The 16358-nt window shown below is 62.0% G+C and carries 16 protein-coding genes; 7 read left to right on the top strand and 9 right to left on the bottom strand.

Annotation, left to right across the window (positions count from 1 at the left end; genetic code table 11):
- Positions 1–215 precede the first annotated feature (215 nt).
- Complete coding sequence (locus tag FW789_RS04825; RefSeq protein ID WP_103437656.1) at positions 216–1172, top strand: ribonuclease Z; 957 nt, start codon at positions 216–218, stop codon at positions 1170–1172.
- A 30-nt stretch (positions 1173–1202) separates the two neighbouring features.
- Here the strand turns inward: FW789_RS04825 and FW789_RS04820 are convergent, their stop codons facing one another.
- The 3 genes from FW789_RS04820 to FW789_RS04810 are packed head-to-tail and all read right to left on the bottom strand — an operon-like array spanning position 1203 to position 5387.
- Positions 1203–2270, bottom strand: coding sequence for a lipocalin-like domain-containing protein (locus tag FW789_RS04820; RefSeq protein ID WP_103437657.1), 1068 nt, complete (start codon positions 2268–2270; stop codon positions 1203–1205).
- A complete protein-coding gene (locus FW789_RS04815) occupies positions 2260–4722 on the bottom strand; it encodes an ABC transporter permease (protein WP_446431043.1) in 2463 nt (820 codons plus the stop codon). Before FW789_RS04815 ends, FW789_RS04820 begins: the two co-directional genes overlap by 11 nt.
- On the bottom strand, positions 4722–5387 hold the full coding sequence (locus FW789_RS04810; RefSeq protein ID WP_446431042.1) for an ABC transporter ATP-binding protein: 666 nt from the start codon (positions 5385–5387) through the stop codon (positions 4722–4724). The genes FW789_RS04815 and FW789_RS04810 overlap by 1 nt, the downstream gene beginning before the upstream one ends.
- A gap of 154 nt (positions 5388–5541) precedes the next feature.
- Between FW789_RS04810 and FW789_RS04805 the strand changes: the two genes are divergently transcribed.
- Entirely contained in the window at positions 5542–5835 is a 294-nt protein-coding gene (locus FW789_RS04805; RefSeq protein ID WP_101320085.1) for a hypothetical protein, read from the top strand.
- A 179-nt stretch (positions 5836–6014) separates the two neighbouring features.
- On the opposite strand, the gene FW789_RS04800 is transcribed toward FW789_RS04805, so the two are convergent.
- The 4 genes from FW789_RS04800 to FW789_RS04785 form a co-directional block, all read right to left on the bottom strand.
- Positions 6015–6911, bottom strand: coding sequence for a PA4780 family RIO1-like protein kinase (locus FW789_RS04800; RefSeq protein WP_207073420.1), 897 nt, complete (start codon positions 6909–6911; stop codon positions 6015–6017).
- 85 nt (positions 6912–6996) lie between these two features.
- Entirely contained in the window at positions 6997–8499 is a 1503-nt protein-coding gene (proP, locus tag FW789_RS04795) for a glycine betaine/L-proline transporter ProP (protein WP_446431041.1), read from the bottom strand.
- Between the two features lie 185 nt (positions 8500–8684).
- Complete coding sequence (locus tag FW789_RS04790; RefSeq protein ID WP_181106487.1) at positions 8685–9977, bottom strand: PQQ-dependent sugar dehydrogenase; 1293 nt, start codon at positions 9975–9977, stop codon at positions 8685–8687.
- Positions 9974–10411 (bottom strand): DUF2231 domain-containing protein, encoded by a 438-nt coding sequence (locus FW789_RS04785; RefSeq protein ID WP_101320092.1) that lies wholly within the window; start codon positions 10409–10411, stop codon positions 9974–9976. The genes FW789_RS04790 and FW789_RS04785 overlap by 4 nt, the downstream gene beginning before the upstream one ends.
- Positions 10412–10558: 147 nt before the next feature.
- Between FW789_RS04785 and FW789_RS04780 the strand changes: the two genes are divergently transcribed.
- Positions 10559–10738: a DUF1289 domain-containing protein gene (locus FW789_RS04780; protein ID WP_103437663.1), complete on the top strand. Its 180-nt coding sequence runs from the start codon at positions 10559–10561 to the stop codon at positions 10736–10738.
- Between the two features lie 32 nt (positions 10739–10770).
- On the opposite strand, the gene FW789_RS04775 is transcribed toward FW789_RS04780, so the two are convergent.
- The gene (locus FW789_RS04775) at positions 10771–12966 is read right to left on the bottom strand and encodes an OsmC domain/YcaO domain-containing protein (protein ID WP_207073421.1); all 2196 of its coding nucleotides are present in this window, start codon (positions 12964–12966) and stop codon (positions 10771–10773) included.
- A 170-nt stretch (positions 12967–13136) separates the two neighbouring features.
- On the opposite strand from FW789_RS04775, the gene FW789_RS04770 reads away from it, so the two are divergent.
- The 4 genes from FW789_RS04770 (at position 13137) to FW789_RS04755 (ending at position 16034) form a co-directional block, all read left to right on the top strand.
- Positions 13137–13667 (top strand): sigma-70 family RNA polymerase sigma factor, encoded by a 531-nt coding sequence (locus tag FW789_RS04770; protein WP_411562968.1) that lies wholly within the window; start codon positions 13137–13139, stop codon positions 13665–13667.
- The gene (locus FW789_RS04765; protein WP_411562967.1) at positions 13667–14626 is read left to right on the top strand and encodes a FecR domain-containing protein; all 960 of its coding nucleotides are present in this window, start codon (positions 13667–13669) and stop codon (positions 14624–14626) included. The genes FW789_RS04770 and FW789_RS04765 overlap by 1 nt, the downstream gene beginning before the upstream one ends.
- Before the next feature lie 113 nt (positions 14627–14739).
- Positions 14740–15189 (top strand): type II 3-dehydroquinate dehydratase, encoded by a 450-nt coding sequence (aroQ, locus tag FW789_RS04760; RefSeq protein ID WP_207073423.1) that lies wholly within the window; start codon positions 14740–14742, stop codon positions 15187–15189.
- On the top strand, positions 15186–16034 hold the full coding sequence (locus tag FW789_RS04755) for a shikimate dehydrogenase (RefSeq protein ID WP_207073424.1): 849 nt from the start codon (positions 15186–15188) through the stop codon (positions 16032–16034). The genes aroQ and FW789_RS04755 overlap by 4 nt, the downstream gene beginning before the upstream one ends.
- Positions 16035–16075: 41 nt before the next feature.
- On the opposite strand, the gene FW789_RS04750 is transcribed toward FW789_RS04755, so the two are convergent.
- Complete coding sequence (locus tag FW789_RS04750; protein WP_207073425.1) at positions 16076–16351, bottom strand: DUF2790 domain-containing protein; 276 nt, start codon at positions 16349–16351, stop codon at positions 16076–16078.
- Between the last annotated feature and the right edge of the window lie 7 nt (positions 16352–16358).

Genomic DNA, 16358 nt, shown 5'->3' with positions numbered 1-16358 from the left:
ACGCCCTGTGCTTGTTGAGCCAGGGAAACTAGCAGCTTCTGACCGGTATTTTTCCCCGCCAAAAGCGAACAGGATGCGTCCTACTACAGTGAGCGAAAAGTCTTACGGCCGGACACTTTTCCTGACAGCCACAACTCTCAAACCTGCCTTGAGAGTCTTCATCAGTCAGCCAACGCAAGGCTAAAATAGCCCTCCGAACCCAAGAGGATCCTGCAATGGACCTGCAGTTTCTGGGCACCTCGTCAGGGGTACCTACCAAGGCCCGCAACGTCAGCGCGACAGCGGTCATCGAGGCGTCCGGCAAAAGCTGGTATCTGGTCGACTGCGGCGAAGGCACCCAGCATCAGTTGCTGCACACACCGCTGTCGATGCGTGATCTGCGCGGGATATTCATCACTCATGTCCACGGTGACCACTGCTACGGGCTGCCGGGATTGCTCGCCAGCGCGGGAATGTCCGGGCGCAGCGAACCGCTCGAACTGATCATGCCGCTGGCACTGCATGAGTGGCTGCGCCTGAGCCTGGCGGTGAGCCAGACCTATCTGCCCTTCGAGCTGCATCTGCTGGCGGTAGAAACGCTGCAGGACTGGCGCAGCGCGCAGGTTGCGGTGACTACCGTAGAGCTGTCGCACCGGGTGCCGAGCTATGGCTTTGTATTCACCGAGATCAACCCGGAGCCGCGCCTGGACACCGAGCGCCTGCAAGCCGACGGCATCCCGCGCGGGCCGCTGTGGGGTGATCTGGCCCATGGCCGGCAGGTCGAACATGAAGGTCGTGTGCTCGACACGCTGACTTACCTGAAGGCATCACGAGCGGCCCGGCGAATCGTCGTCTGCGGCGACAACGACTCACCTGCGCTGCTGGCCGAGGTTGCCAAAGGTGCCGATGTGCTAGTGCATGAAGCCACCTTCACCGAACCCGTGCTGCAACGCTCGCAATCGAACTTCGGCCACAGCACTGCGGCGGCTGTCGCGCAATTTGCCGAGGCTGCAGGTGTACCGAACCTGGTGTTGACTCACTTCAGCGCCCGTTATCAGGACAACCCGCAGCGCAGCCCGTCCATCGATGATGTGCGCCAGGAGGCGCTGGCTCATTACAGCGGGCAACTGACGCTGGCTCGGGACCTGCAGCGTTATCACCTGGGCAAGGATGGCTTGCTCGCAGCGGTGTGAGTTGGCCGACAGTGCGCTTCTTCACAAAGATCAGTAACCGGTCATTTCCAGGTAACCCCTGCCCTGCCCGCTGCCGCCCTCGACCCGCACCGGCCCTTCCCAATACGGGAACCGGGTGTTCATCCAGGCCTGCTTGTACAGCGCTTCGACCTGGACATCGACGCCCTGCTCCGGCAGCCGCACGCGCCAGCGGGTCGGTACTGTTTTACCGTTTGCCTGCTTGCTCGAGGCCAGCACTTGCAGCTCGATCTGCGCCCCCTGGAGTGCCTGGGTCTTGCCGTCGGCGCTGACCCAGGTGCCGGCTTTATAGGCATCGCCGTGAGCTTCGCGCACCTGAAACAGCATTACCTTGGCGCCGCTGTCCAGGTGCAGGGAAAACCAGTCCCAGCCTGACTGCCCGGCCGCCAGCGGTTGGCTGCTCCATTCGCGATCGAGCCAGGCCTGACCGGTAACGGCCACCCGCTGGCCGTCACGCTCGACTTCGCCACTGACCTGATAGAACGGTTGGCTGTAGTAATAGGAAGCCTGGCCTTTGCCGGATTTTTCGCTGTAGCCCTTGGCCCCGTGCAGCACCAATGGCCGCTCACTGACCAAGTGCAGATCAAAGCGGAAATCCCTGCCTGTGGCTTTCATCTGCAGCTGGCCGATCCCATTGCCGCCCTGCAGCGACCAATCATCGATCCAGGCGCGAAATGGCTGCGCCTCAACCCCAGCCTGGCCGATGCCACCGCGGGCGAGCACCTCACTGGACTGATGACCGCCCGGCCCGGTCAGCGCCGCGTGGCCCATCCACAGATTGGGGCTGTTCCAGTCGGCGCTTTCTGCGCCAGGGCGCAGTGCCGAACGAAACAAGGTCCACTGCGCTCCCCACTGCCGCCCCTGGGCATCCTGCAAGTTGGCGGTGACGTACCACCACTCGATGCGGAAGCCGTCGTGGGCGCCATGATCACGCGGGAACTGCAGCTCATGGCCCGGCGTGACCTGCTGGAAGGCGCTGGCCTGCTGACCCAGACCGGCAAAACTGTTGGGCTCGGGTGCAGGCCCATCGCAGCCTGCAAGCAGCAGGCACAGCGCGGTCAGCCAGGGTTTAACGTTCATTGGCAAACTGCCTCAAGAGATCGCTGGGTTGCCTGCGCGCCAGTTGCCAGAGCGGCCAGGCGCTGGCCAGAAAGCTGGTCAGCACGCCGAGCACTGCCAGTTGCAACAGCTGACCGGGGAACACATACAGCGGCAGGCGCCAACCAAACGCCTGCACGTTGACCACGGCCACCAGGCACCAGGCCAGTAGCAAGCCAAGCGGAATCGCCAGCAGCACGGTGAAACTGCTCAGCATCAGGGTCTGGCCGAGTGTCAGCCAGATCAACCGACGGCGTTCGACCCCCAGCGCCCACAACGGCGCCAACTGGCCCAGGCGGCTCTGGCCGAGGCTCAGCAGGCTGATGAACAACGCCACACCGGCGATACCCAGGGTCAGGCTGTTGAGTGCGGCGGTAGCGGCAAAGGTGCGCTCGAACACTGCAGCAGACCATCGCTTGAGCGTGGTCTGCTCGACCATGCGGCTGTCATCGAGGTTGAACTGTTGGCCCAGCGCCCGCTTTAGCGCCGGCAAATGCTCGCTAGCCACGGTCAGGCCCAGATTGCTCAACGTCGCCTGTGGCCAGTGCTGGCGTAACCAGTCGGCGCTGATCAGCAGGTGCCCTTTGGGATTGCCATAATCGGCATAGATGCCTACTACCGGCATCGTTTGTGGTGATGGCTCGGGCAGCTGCAAGGCGTCGCCAAGCCCCAGCTGCAGGCGCCTGGCCAACTGTTCGCTGAGCATGATCCCGCGCCCCTGCGCAAGCTGCTCCCAGGCACCGGCGGATTTTTCCAGCAGCGGCCAGTGGTTGCTGTAGTACGGGTGATCGACGATGCCCTGGACCTGCGTCGGCCATTGCTGCAGCCGCCACTCGACGCGCCAGTTGGGCAGCACCGCGGTGGCTTCGGGCTGGCATGCCAGCCAGTCGCTGATCTGCACTGCCTGGGCAGTGTCGCGTGGGGTCAGGTACAGGTCTGCCGACAGGCGCTGATCGAGCCAGCCGGTGAAGGTGCGGCGAAAGCCCTCGGTCATGCTGCCCACACCGACGCTGGCGGCCAACGCCAGCAGCAAGGCCATCAGCGCCAGGCTCAGCGCCGGCAATTGCTGGCGGCTGTCGGCCACGAACCATTGCGGCAATGGCCGCCGGCACAAGCGCGCCAAACCGGCCAGGGCAAGCTCGAGCAAGGCCGGCAGCAATAGCGCCGCTGCCAGCAGCAATGCCGCGAGCAGGACAAAGGCGCTAGTCAGGTTATTGCCCCACTCCCAGCACCCCAGCGCTACCAAACCAAGCAACAAGGCGACCAACGCCTGACGACGCAGCCACGGCCCTTGGGCCAGGCGCCAGGCCTGTGGCTGGGCAAGCACCAGCAGCGGCAGGCGCGCAGCGCGCAGCACGCTGCTGACACCGGCCAACAACGCACCGAGCAGACTCACGCCGACGCCGGCCAGCCACCACTGCGGCGACAGGCTCAGTTGCCCGGCGATCTGCGCCCCATACAAGCCGCGCACACTGGCCGCGAAGTCAGGCAGCAACAGGCTGGCCAGCAGATAACCACTGACCACCCCGGCGAGGCCGCCGAGCAACGCGAACACACCCAGCTCCAGCGCCAGCCCGGTCAACAGCACCCGCAAGCTGACACCGCAGGCACGCAGGGTTCTGATCAAGCCGCGCCGTTGCTCCAGCGCCAGGCCAATGGCCGCATGGGCAATGAACAGGCCGACCACGAATGCCAGCAAGCCCAGCGCAGTCAGGTTGAGGTGAAAGCTGTCGGTCAGGCGCTGCAGGTCACCGTCGTCGCCACCGGTTTGCAGCATTAGCTGGGCAGCGATGTCGGCAGGCAGCGCGGGGGGTTCTTTTTCGAGCAGCAGACGCGACAGTTGTCCTGGCGCGCCGAGCAGGGCCTGCGCGTGGCCGATATCAACCACGATCACCCCAGGCGCCAGTTCCGCTTGCAGGACCAACGGCGGCATCAGCTGACCATCGCGGGTGCGCGCGCGCTCACCCGGCTGCAGGTTCAACTGGCGTAGCGTGTCTGGACCGATCCAGGCTTGCCCAGGGCTGTCGATGAAAGCCGAAAGCTCGAACGCTTGCGCCTGTACCCCGGCCACCGCCATCTTCGCTGGCAGGCTCAGCGGTTCAATACCGATCAAGCGCACTGCCTGAGTCGTGCTTCCTGAAAGTTGCAGGCGACCTTCCAGAACCGGCGTCACCTGCACGCCTCGTGTACGCAGTTGCACATACAGCGTTTGCGCCAGATGCTCGCCCTGACGCGGCACCAGTTGGGTCTGGCTGGCACCTGAAAGCACACCGCTGGCACGGGCATAGTCGCTGCGGGCCTGGCTGTTGAGCGCCTGCACGCCGGTCCACAATGCTGTTGCCAGCCACAGTCCGGTAAAGATACTGAAGCACTGCAAGCGGTGCCGGCGCCAATGGCTGAGCAGCGCCTGCAAGGTGATCAGCAGGCTGGCCATCAATCCGGCTCCGGCTGAACACGTCCAGCCTTGAGGAAGCACCGTTGTTCGAGCCGCGCCGCCAACTGCCGGCTGTGGGTCACCATCAACAGGCTGCTACCCGCCTGGGCAACCAGCTCGAGCATCAGTTGCAGGACTTCTTCACTGCTTGCCTCATCGAGGCTGCCGGTGGGCTCGTCGGCCAGCACCAGCGCCGGCCGTCCCGCCAACGCACGACCAATCGCCACACGTTGCTGCTGGCCACCCGACAGCTGCTCGGGGTAGCGCTGCAACAACTCGGTCAGCCCAAGCCGCTCCGCCATCTGCGCGGTCCAGGCAGGATCGTGGCGCCCGGCCAGGCGGGCTTGAAACGCCAGGTTGGCGGCAACGTCGAGGCTGCTGATCAAGTTGTATTGCTGAAACACCAGGCCAATGCTGTCGCGGCGCCAGAGTGCCAGCGCCGTTTCGTCTCGCGTATCGAGGGGTACGTCCTCGATCAGGATCCTGCCACTGTCGGCCCGATCGAGGCCGGCGAGCAGGTGCAGCAATGTGCTCTTGCCGCTACCGGATTCGCCCATCAGCGCCAGGCTGCTGCCCCGCGCCAGTTGCAGGTCGACGCCCTGCAGCACAGGCAGAACGCCCTGGGCGGTAGTGAATGACTTGCACAGCTGCTCGACGACCAACATCGGTGGGGCTTCCTCTCGTGGTACAACGGGCGTTAATCACTAAAAGTCTTAGGCACAGCGTTGCAGCCATAGGTTGCATCGTTCTGCCCTTCAAGGGTAGGCGCGATCGGGGCTAAACTGAGGCACGAACATCATCAGGCTTACAGGAATCTCCATGGCCCGCACTGCGATACCTGGCTACCACCCATCGTGGTTGCTGCTGATCCTGCTCATCGGCAGCCTTGCATCGCTGACGGGATGCTCGAACAAATCCAGCGCTACGCGCTATGCCCAAGCAGGCGCAAACTGCTTCGCCAAGGCAGTGCCGACCGCTGGCGAGGGTGGCCTGGCATGGGGCAACACGTTGAGCGCGGCGCGCAAGAAATCCATGGACAGCTGCATGCGCTATGCGAGCCGTTCAGGCGGTACGCCGAAGACCTGTCAGGTGGTGATGGCCAAGTGCAAGTGATGGGTGGCGACTACGAGCGGGCCCGCTAGGTCGGGCTATAAGGTCGGTTAACTCGGTTGGTCGTAAGACCGCCCGCCCGCAGCCACCATTGCGATTGTGCAGGCATTGCACCTGAACAATCGCGCAATCATGGTCGGCCAGTGGGCAGGCAGCAATCAGGCGAATCTGATAGCCACGGGTTACTGCAGCCACGGCGGCGGTGGCGGCTCCTCGCTCTTGACCGGCCCACGCTCGGCTTCTTCACGACCGGCACGGCGACGTTCGTCATCCATCCGCGCCGCTTCGATCTCGCGCAGCACGCCGCCGACATCGGCGTCGTGGTCGTCATCCTCGAACTCGCCGGTCAGCGGGCTATCGGGCAACAATTCCCCGGCCTCGAACAGCGACCACATCTCACGGGCGTAGCGGGTATCCTTGAGCTCGGGAGCAAAGCGCCCGAAGTAACCGCTCATGTTCGCCACGTCACGATCGAGCATGCTGAAGGCATGATTGTTGGCGGCAGCATCGACGGCCTGGGGCAAGTCGATGATCACCGGGCCATCCGGGCCGAGCAGGACGTTGAATTCGGACAAGTCACCGTGCACCAGCCCCGCACAGAGCATCAAGACGATCTGGCGGATCACGAACGCATGGTATTCACGCGCCTGATCCGGATCCAGGTGCACGTCGTTGAGGCGTGGCGCGGCGTTGCCGTCGGCATCGACCACCAGCTCCATCAACAGCACGCCGTCCTGGAAGTCGTAGGGCTTGGGCACTCGCACCCCGGCATGCGCCAGGCGGAACAAGGCGGCCACCTCGGCGTTCTGCCAGGCATCTTCGGCTTCCTTGCGACCGTACTTGGAACCCTTGGCCATGGCCCGCGCCTGGCGGCTGTTGCGCACCGTGCGCCCTTCCTGGTACTCGGCCGCCTGGCGGAAGCTGCGTTTGTTGGCCTCCTTGTAGACCTTGGCACAACGCACCTGGGTACCGCAGCGCACCACATACACCGCTGCTTCCTTGCCACTCATCAAGGGCCGCAACACCTCGTCGACCAGACCGTCTTCGATCAGCGGCTCAATACGTTTTGGAGTCTTCATCAGGTTTAATTCAGGGTCCTGTTCTGCCAGACACATGGTTTGCCGGCCATCCTCTCACAGCCTGATCCGACTTGCTCGTTTCGAGCTAATCAATACGAGGATGTTGTTGTACCAAATGCGTGCGTTTGGCCTCAAGTTCAGCAATCTGCTCGTCGATGTCCTCGATTTTTTGCTCAATGTTGTCGTGGTGTTCCTGCAGCAGCTCACGCGCTTCCTCGATGTCCGAGGCGGCGGGCGCAGCGCCGCGCAATGGCTGATTGGCAGTTTCTTTCATGGTGATACCGGTGATAAGGCCGATCAGGGCAATGACCATCAGGTAGTAAGCCGGCATGTACAGGTTGTTGGTGCTTTCTACCAGCCAGGCGGCGATGGTCGGGGTCAGGCCGGCGATCAGCACAGAAATATTGAAGGCACTGGCCAGCGCGCTGTAGCGAATGTGCGTCGGGAACATCGCCGGCAGCGTCGAAGCCATCACCCCGATGAAGAAGTTGAGCAGCACCGCCAGCATCAGCAAACCGGCGAAGATCAGCCCGAGCACACCGCTGGTGATCAGCATGAAGGCCGGGATGGCCAGTGCGAACAAGCCGATGCTGCCGCACAGGATAAACGGGCGGCGGCCGTATTTATCGCTGAGGAAGCCGATCAAAGGCTGCACGAAGAGCATTCCCACCATGATCGCGATGATGATCAGCACCCCGCGGCTCTCGCTGTAATGCAGGTTGTGCGACAGGTAGCTGGGCATGTACGTCAGCAGCATGTAATAGGTGACGTTGGTGGCGATGACTACGCCTACGCAGGTCAGCAGGCTGCGCCAGTGCTTGGTAGCCACCTCCTTGAACGACACCTTGGGACCGCCAGCCAGGCCTTCGCGATCGCCCTGCTCGAGCTTGTCGACATGCTGCTGGAAGGCGGGGGTCTCTTCCAGCGCATGGCGCAGGTACAGGCCGATCATGCCCAGCGGCAGCGCCAGCAGAAACGGCACCCGCCAGCCCCACTCCTGGAACTTCTCTTCACCGATCATGGCGGAGATGAACACCACCAGGCCGGCGCCGGCAACAAAGCCTGCGATCGAGCCGAAGTCGAGCCAACTGCCGAGGAAGCCGCGCTTGCGGTCCGGGGCGTACTCGGCGACGAAGATCGAGGCACCGGTGTATTCACCCCCCACCGAGAAGCCCTGGGCCATCTTGCACAGCAGTAGCAGGATGGGCGCCCAGATGCCAATCGCGGCATAGGACGGAATCAAGCCAATGGCGAAGGTGCTCAGGGACATGATCACAATGGTGGCGGCGAGGACCTTCTGCCTGCCGTATTTGTCACCGAGGGCGCCGAAGAACAGCCCGCCCAGGGGCCGGATCAGAAACGGCACCGAGAACGTACCCAACGCTGCGATCATTTGTACGCTGGGGTCAGCGCCGGGGAAAAAGACCTTGCCGAGCACATAGGCGACAAAGCCGTAGACGCCGAAGTCGAACCACTCCATGGCGTTGCCAAGCGCTGCGGCGGTGATCGCCTTGCGCATCTTGGCGTCGTCAACAATGGTGATGTCTTTCAAGCCGATCGGCTTGACGCTTTTTTTGCGTGATTTCATATCTGCCACTCTGTTACTGACGTGTCCATTACCGGTTGCCATTGTTTTAATGGCCAGGCTCTAAGGCATCAGATACAAAGGGTTACGAAAAAATTCACTGAGCGCCGACATTTTTCGCGCTAACAAACAGGCCATCTGCGCTGAGGCTCCACGCAGATGGCCTGGTATTGGTGATCAGCGCAGCATTACTGACTGCGCGTTACCCGCCAAATGGTGTTGGCGAGGTCGTCGGCGATGATCAGCGCCCCACGCGGATCCACCGTCACACCCACCGGGCGACCGCGGGTCTTGCCATCTTCACCACGGAAGCCGGTGGCAAAGTCGACCGGCTCGCCGGCCGGCTTGCCATTGCTGAACGGCACGAAGATCACCTTGTAGCCCACCGGATTCGGTCGGTTCCAGCTACCGTGCTCGCCGACGAACGCGCCCTCGGCAAACTGCGCGCCCATGGCCGCCACCGAAAAATCAACGCCCAGAGCAGCGACGTGGGAGCCGAGGCTGTAATCCGGCTTGATCGCCGCAGCGACTTTCTCGGGGTTCTGCGGCTGCGCACGTGGATCGACGTTCTGCCCCCAGTAGCTATAGGGCCAGCCGTAGAAGCCCCCCGCTTTGACTGAGGTCAGGTAGTCAGGCACCAGGTCAGGCCCAAGCTCATCGCGCTCGTTGACCACAGCCCACAGTTCACCGCTAGTGGGTTCGATGCTCAGCGCAGTCGGGTTACGCAGGCCAGTCGCATAGGGCTTGTGCGCGCCGGTCTGGGCGTCGATCTGCCAGACCATGGCCCGATCGATTTCGACCTCCATGCCGCGCTCGGTGATATTGCTGTTGGAGCCGATGCCGACGTACAGGTAGCGCCCGTCGGGGCTGATCGTCAGCGCCTTGGTCCAGTGGTGGTTGATCTCGGCCGGGAGGTCGCTGACCTTACTGGGCGGCCCACTGGCCTTGGTCTGGCCATCCGCGTAGTCAAAGCGCACCAGCGCATCCTGATTGGCCACGTACACGCTGCCCTCGAAGTAGGCCAGGCCATAGGGTGCGTTGAGGCCTTCGGCGAACACCGTTTTCACTTCGTACTTGCCGTCACCATCAGCGTCACGCAGCAAGGTCAGGCGGTTACCGCCCTTGACCTGGGTATTGCCCTTGGCCTTGATAGAGCTGGCGATGACGTCCTTGGGCTTGAGTTTGGCCGCACTGCCGCCGCGCCCTTCCGCTACCAGAATATCGCCGTTGGGCAGCACCAGCGTCTGCCGCGGGATCTTCAGGTCAGTGGCAATCGCAGTGACGTTGAAGCCCTGCGGTACGGTTGGCTTGAGATCGCCCCAGGCGGTCGGCTCGGCGATTTTCATGCTCGGCAACAGGCCGCGCTGCTGATCAGGCAGTTTCGGGTTGGCGCCGTAGGTTTGCGTGGCGTCGCCCTCGCCACCGCAGGCGCTGAGCAGCAGCGCCATGCTCAAGGCTGTCAATGCATGTACGCGGTTCATCGCACACCTCCGGAGCGCAGATTGGTCAGGCCGAGGCCGGTTGCGATGCACGCCAACGCACTGACGATGACCGACAACACCAGCCCCGACGGCATCACGGCCCAGGCATCCTTGGCATGCTCAAAGGCGTTCATCAGGCCCAGCAGCCAGGTAGCCAGCAGCAGCACGAAGTACACCACTGGGCGCCCGCCCTTGTGCTCGGCGCGGATCAGATTGACCAGGGCAAACAGCAATGCCAATCCGCAGAACAGCAAGCCACCGGCAATCAGCCAGGCAGCAAAGTTGGCCCATTGAATCTGGTAGCTTTGGTAATAGGCGATGTCACTGAGCAAGGCGCCGAGAAACAGCGGCACGGTACCGGCCAGCAGGGTCGCGTGCAGCGCTCCTGGCCGGCAGCGATAGAGGGTTGAGTCGTTCACGGTGGCTCCTTTCATCGATCCAGAGGTCCCTCCCTGCACAGACTGCGCCTGGAGGCCTAATGAAGATCGCTCGGCCAAAGCGATAGTTCAGCGCGATTGCAGACAGGGCTGTAATCTGGCCGCTACCCGTTTGCTGAGCGGTGCCGGTTGAGGACTAGAGTTTTGGGCAAAGACGCTGACAACCCGTGCATATCCAAATGCCAGATCCGCGACGAAGTTTGTCTGGGCTGCGGGCGCAGCAAAGACGATATTCGCAAGTGGAAGAAGATGAAGAAGAGCGAGCGCATCGAGGCTGTGCAAAAGGCCAAGGCGCGTTTGAAGGCAAAGAAAGGCAAAAAATAAGGGGGCTGTGGCAGCCCCCTTGGTGTATCTGCCTAGCCGGCGAACTTGGCTCGCGCGGCATGCAACTTCTTGTAGCTGTCGACCAGCCGCAGATGCCGATCAAGCCCCTCCAGTTTCATGCTGGTCGGCGTCAAGCCATGGAAGCGCACACTGCCCTCGACCGAGCCCACGACCGCATCCATCCGCGCATTGCCGAACATGCGGCGGAAGTTGACCTCGTAGTCGGCCAGTTCCAGTTCATCATCGAGCACTACTTCCAGCACCACGTTGAGCGCCTGATAGAACAGGCCGCGGTCAACGGTGTTGTCGTTGAACTGCAGGAACGCTTCTACCAGTTCCTTGGCTTCGTCGAAGCGCTTCAAGGCGAGCTTGATCAGCAGCTTCAATTCCAGAATGGTCAACTGGCCCCACACCGTGTTGTCGTCGAACTCGACACCGATCAAGGTGGTGATGTCGGTGTATTCATCCACTTCGCAGTTATCCAGACGCTTGACCAGTGCCTTCAGGCTGCGATCGTCCAGGCGGTGCAGGTTGAGGATGTCTTCGCGGAACAGCAGCGCCTTGTTGGTGTTATCCCAGATCAGGTCTTCAACCGGATAGATCTCGGAATAGTCCGGCACCAGGATACGGCAGGCCTTGGCGCCAAGGTGCTCGTACACGGCCATGTACACTTCCTTGCCCAGCGATTCGAGGATGCCGAACAGGGTTGCAGCCTCTTCCTCGTTGGAGCTTTCCCCTTCACCAGAGAAGTCCCACTCAACGAATTCGAAGTCGGCCTTGGCACTGAAGAAGCGCCATGAGACGACACCGCTGGAGTCGATGAAGTGCTCGACGAAGTTGTTCGGCTCGGTCACTGCGTGGCTCTCGAACGTCGGCTGCGGCAGGTCATTGAGACCTTCGAAGCTGCGTCCTTGAAGCAACTCGGTGAGGCTGCGCTCAAGCGCGACTTCCAGGCTTGGGTGCGCGCCGAACGAGGCGAACACGCCGCCGGTGCGCGGGTTCATCAAGGTCACACACATGACCGGGAATTCGCCGCCCAGCGAGGCATCCTTGACCAGCACCGGGAAGCCCTGTTCTTCAAGCCCCTTGATCCCGGCGAGGATGGCCGGGTATTTGGCCAGCACATCCTCAGGAACATCCGGCAGGGCCAGTTCACCCTCAAGAATTTCCCGTTTTACCGCACGCTCGAAAATCTCTGACAGGCACTGCACCTGCGCCTCGGCCAGAGTGTTGCCGGCGCTCATGCCGTTGCTCAGGTACAGGTTTTCGATCAGGTTGGAGGGGAAGTACACCACTTCACCGTCGGACTGGCGTACGAACGGCAGCGAACAAATGCCGCGCTTTACATTGCCCGAGTTGGTGTCGTACAGGTGCGAGCCGCGCAGTTCGCCGTCGGGGTTGTAGATCTCGAGGCAGTACTCATCAAGGATCTCGGCAGGCAAGGCGTCCTTGCTGCCGGGTTTGAACCAGCGCTCGTCCGGGTAATGCACGAACTCGGCGCTGGCGATGTCTTCGCCCCAGAACTGATCGTTATAGAAGAAGTTGCAGTTGAGGCGTTCGATGAACTCGCCCAGCGCCGAAGCCAGGGCTCCTTCCTTGGTGGCGCCCTTGCCGTTGGTAAAGCACATGGGCGAATGCGCATCGCGCACATGCAATGACCAGACGTTGGGCACGATATTGCGCCACGAGGCGATTTCGATCTTCATACCAAGGCCCGCGAGGATGCCCGACATGTTGGCAATGGTCTGCTCCAATGGCAGGTCCTTGCCAGCGATGTACGTGCTTGCCTGCGGATCGCTGTCGAGCATCAACAAGGCTTGCGCATCAGCATCCAGGTTAGCCACCTGTTCGATGACGAACTCTGGGCCGGCCTGTACCACCTTCTTCACCGTGCAACGGTCGATCGAACGCAGGATGCCCTGACGGTCCTTGTCGGAGATATCAGCCGGCAGTTCGACCTGGATCTTGAAGATCTGGTTGTAGCGGTTTTCCGGATCGACGATGTTGTTTTGCGAAAGGCGAATGTTGTCGGTGGGGATGTTGCGCGTTTCGCAGTACAACTTTACGAAGTAAGCCGCACACAACGCCGACGAAGCCAGGAAGTAGTCGAACGGGCCCGGCGCCGAGCCATCGCCCTTGTAACGAATGGGCTGATCGGCGACCACCGTGAAATCGTCGAACTTGGCTTCAAGTCGGAGGTTGTCGAGAAAGTTAACCTTGATTTCCATGCGGGATTACCATGATAAAGCGAAACGAAATGGCCGCCATTATCCGGATTTTTGCCGCGCAAGTCTTTGCCGATGAGCGCGGCGTGCACGTTGCAGCCTCTGGCGTGCTTGCTTAGCGTCAAGGCCGCTCATAAAATGATAATGACTCCCAATTGCGCTTCGAGCCTTTTATGACCTCCAGCCAACGCCCGCTGACCCGTCAGGTGCAGCGCCTTTACCAGGAACATCAGCGTTGGCTGTTGAGCTGGCTGCGCCCCCGCGTCGACTGCCGTGAGCTTGCCGCAGACCTGGTGCAGGACGTGTTCATTCGGGTGCTCAGTGCCAAGGATGCGCAAAACCAGCTTGAGGCAGTGCGCGAACCCAAGAGTTACCTGGCCACCATCGCCCGCCGCCTGATGATCGATCACTTTCGCCGGGCTCGGCTCGAACGCGCCTGGCTGCAGGCCCTGGCCGAGCAACCCGAGGCGGTCAGCATCAGCGAAGAAACCCGCGCAATTTTGCTCGAAAGCCTGTGCGAACTGGATGCGATGCTTGCCGGCCTGGGCCCAAATGTGCGCCAGGCGTTTTTGCTGTCGCAACTCGACGGCATGGGCTACAAGCTGATTGCAGAGCAATTGCAGGTTTCGGTGGTGACCGTTACCCGCTATATAGCCAAGGCCACCCAGCATTGCGTGCTGTTCAGCCTCGGCGCCGAACGCTGATGACCGTCCTCCACGCTCGACAACGCGCAGCCCTGGAACAAGCCGCAGGATGGTTTGGGCTTTTGCAGTGCGAGGAAGCCTCGGTTGCAGACCAGGCTGGCTGGCAAGCATGGCTCGACCGCGATGAATACAATCGCTGGGCCTGGGCTCAGATCGAACAACTGCAACAACGTCTGCATGGCATGCCCACGAACGTTACCGGGCGAGCGCTGCGCCTTGCCGATCAGCCCGCGCTGGATAGCAGACGCGCCGTGCTCAAGGGTTTCGCCTTAATGGTGGGTACCGGCGCGCTTGGCTACGCAGGTTATCGCCAAGGCCAACGCGCAGGCTGGATGGCTGACTACCACACACGCACCGGCGAGCGGCTCAATACGATGCTCGCCGACGGATCGCGCCTGCAACTGAACACCGCCAGTGCCGTCGACGTGCTCTACAGCGCAACTCAACGCCGAATACAACTGTACAGAGGCGAGCTGCTGCTGACCAGCGCCGCCGACCCTGCTCGTCGGCCGCTGCAGGTGCAGACCGCACAGGGCAGCATCCAGGCGCTGGGCACGCGCTTCGCCGTCAGGGCCGACGCCGAGAGCACGCTGGTCAGTGTTTTTCAACATCAAGTGCGTGTCACCCCAAACGGCGCTGCGCCAGTGGTGCTCGATGCAGGCACCCAGTGCCGCTTCAACGCCAGCCAGCTTGGCGCGGTGCAACCGATCAATGCCGGTCAGGACGCTTGGAGCGAGGGCATGCTGGTGGCCAATGATCAGCGTCTGGATGCGTTTCTGGCTGAACTAAGCCGCTATCGCCCCGGCTGGTTACGCTGCGACCCCGCGGTCGCTGGGCTGCGCATCAGCGGCGCCTTCGCCATCGACGACAGCGACCAGACCTTGCGCGCACTGAGCACGACCCTGCCCGTGCGCGTAGTACAGACCACACGCTATTGGGTCACTGTGGTAGCGCTATAAAGCATCCTCGTTCGGTAATCGCCCATTTTCAACTAGCAAACGTGTTAGCCGATTGACGAATTAACCAGATAGTACAAATATCGGGGCAATCAAAAACAACAAAGTGATCTGCCATGACGCCCCGAATTCTCGTGCTCAACGGCCCCAATCTCAATCTGCTCGGCACCCGCGAACCTGAGCAGTATGGCCGCGAGACACTCGCCGACCTCGCCAACAGCTGCGCCGACAGCGCCCGCGCTCTGGGCCTGGATATCGAATTCCGCCAGACCAACCACGAAGGCGAACTGATCGACTGGATCCACGCCGCCCGCGGTCGTTGCGCCGGCATCGTGATCAACCCTGGTGCGTGGACCCACACCTCGGTAGCCATCCGTGATGCGCTGGTCGCCAGCGAGGTGCCAGTGATCGAAGTACACCTGTCCAATGTGCACAAGCGTGAGCCGTTCCGGCATATCTCGTTTGTCTCGTCGATTGCCGTTGGGGTGATCTGCGGCCTGGGTAGCCATGGCTATCGCATGGCGCTGGCGCACTTTGGGCAGATGTTCGCGGAGCAACCAGCATGAGCCAATCGAGCATTCTGGCCGGCCTGATTGGCCGCGGCATTCAGGCATCCCGCACCCCTGCCCTGCATGAGCATGAGGGCGATGCGCAATCGTTGCGTTACCTGTATCGGCTGATCGATGCCGACCAGCTGGGATTGGAAGACAGCGCCCTGCCCGATCTGCTTGAGGCCGCGCAGCGCACCGGCTTTACCGGCCTCAACATCACCTTCCCGTTCAAGCAGGCGATCCTGCCGCTGCTCGATCAACTGTCCGATGAAGCGCGTGGCATTGGCGCGGTGAACACAGTTGTGTTCAAGGACGGCAAGCGCATTGGTCATAACACTGATTGCCTGGGCTTCGCCGAGGGTTTCCGACGCGGGCTGGGCGACGTCAGCAAGCGCTTGGTGGTGCAGATGGGCGCCGGTGGCGCCGGTGCTGCAGTGGCCCATGCCTTGCTCGCTGAAGGAGTCGCACAGCTGGTGCTGTTCGAAGTCGATGTTGCGCGCGGGCAAGCCCTGGTCGACAACCTGAACCAGCGCTTCGGCGCAGGCCGAGCGGCCCTGGGCGGTGATCTCGCTGCCACCTTGGCCGATGCTGATGGCTTGGTCAACACCACACCGGTGGGCATGGCCAAGCTGCCAGGCACACCCTTGCCAGTGGAACTGCTGCACGCGCGGCTATGGGTTGCCGAGATCATTTACTTCCCGCTTGAGACAGCACTGCTGCGCCACGCCCGTGCGCTCGGCTGCCGTACACTCGACGGCGGCAACATGGCGGTGTTTCAAGCGGTCAAGGCATTCGAGCTGATCAGCGGCAGAGTTGCAGACGCCAGCAGGATGCAGGCGCATTTCGCCAGCATGGATTGAAATGCCGGGCGACGGGCTGCCGAGGTTGCAGCCCGCTTGCCTCAGCTTTCATGGCAGCCACTGGTAGCATAGCTGCGGTATTCAACGCTCCGGCGCTGGCCGTGCGAATCGAGATACTCGATGCGCGAGTTGACGACCCCGCACGCATTGCTGCGGTCATCTTCTGCCGACAGTACTTTCTTCACGTCCAGCCGATCGCCATAGCGATAGTGCATGGCGCTGCTGCTTTCCATCGTTACGCTGCTGGCTTGCGCAGCGATGGTGGCGCTGCTGGCAACGGCGAACAAGGCTGCACTGGCAATGGTCTTGAAGTTCATGGCAACT

Source organism: Pseudomonas sp. 1121_17 (assembly GCF_052850745.1).
Note: the sequence above shows the minus strand (reverse complement) of the source record. Positions and strands in the feature narration are given on the sequence as shown.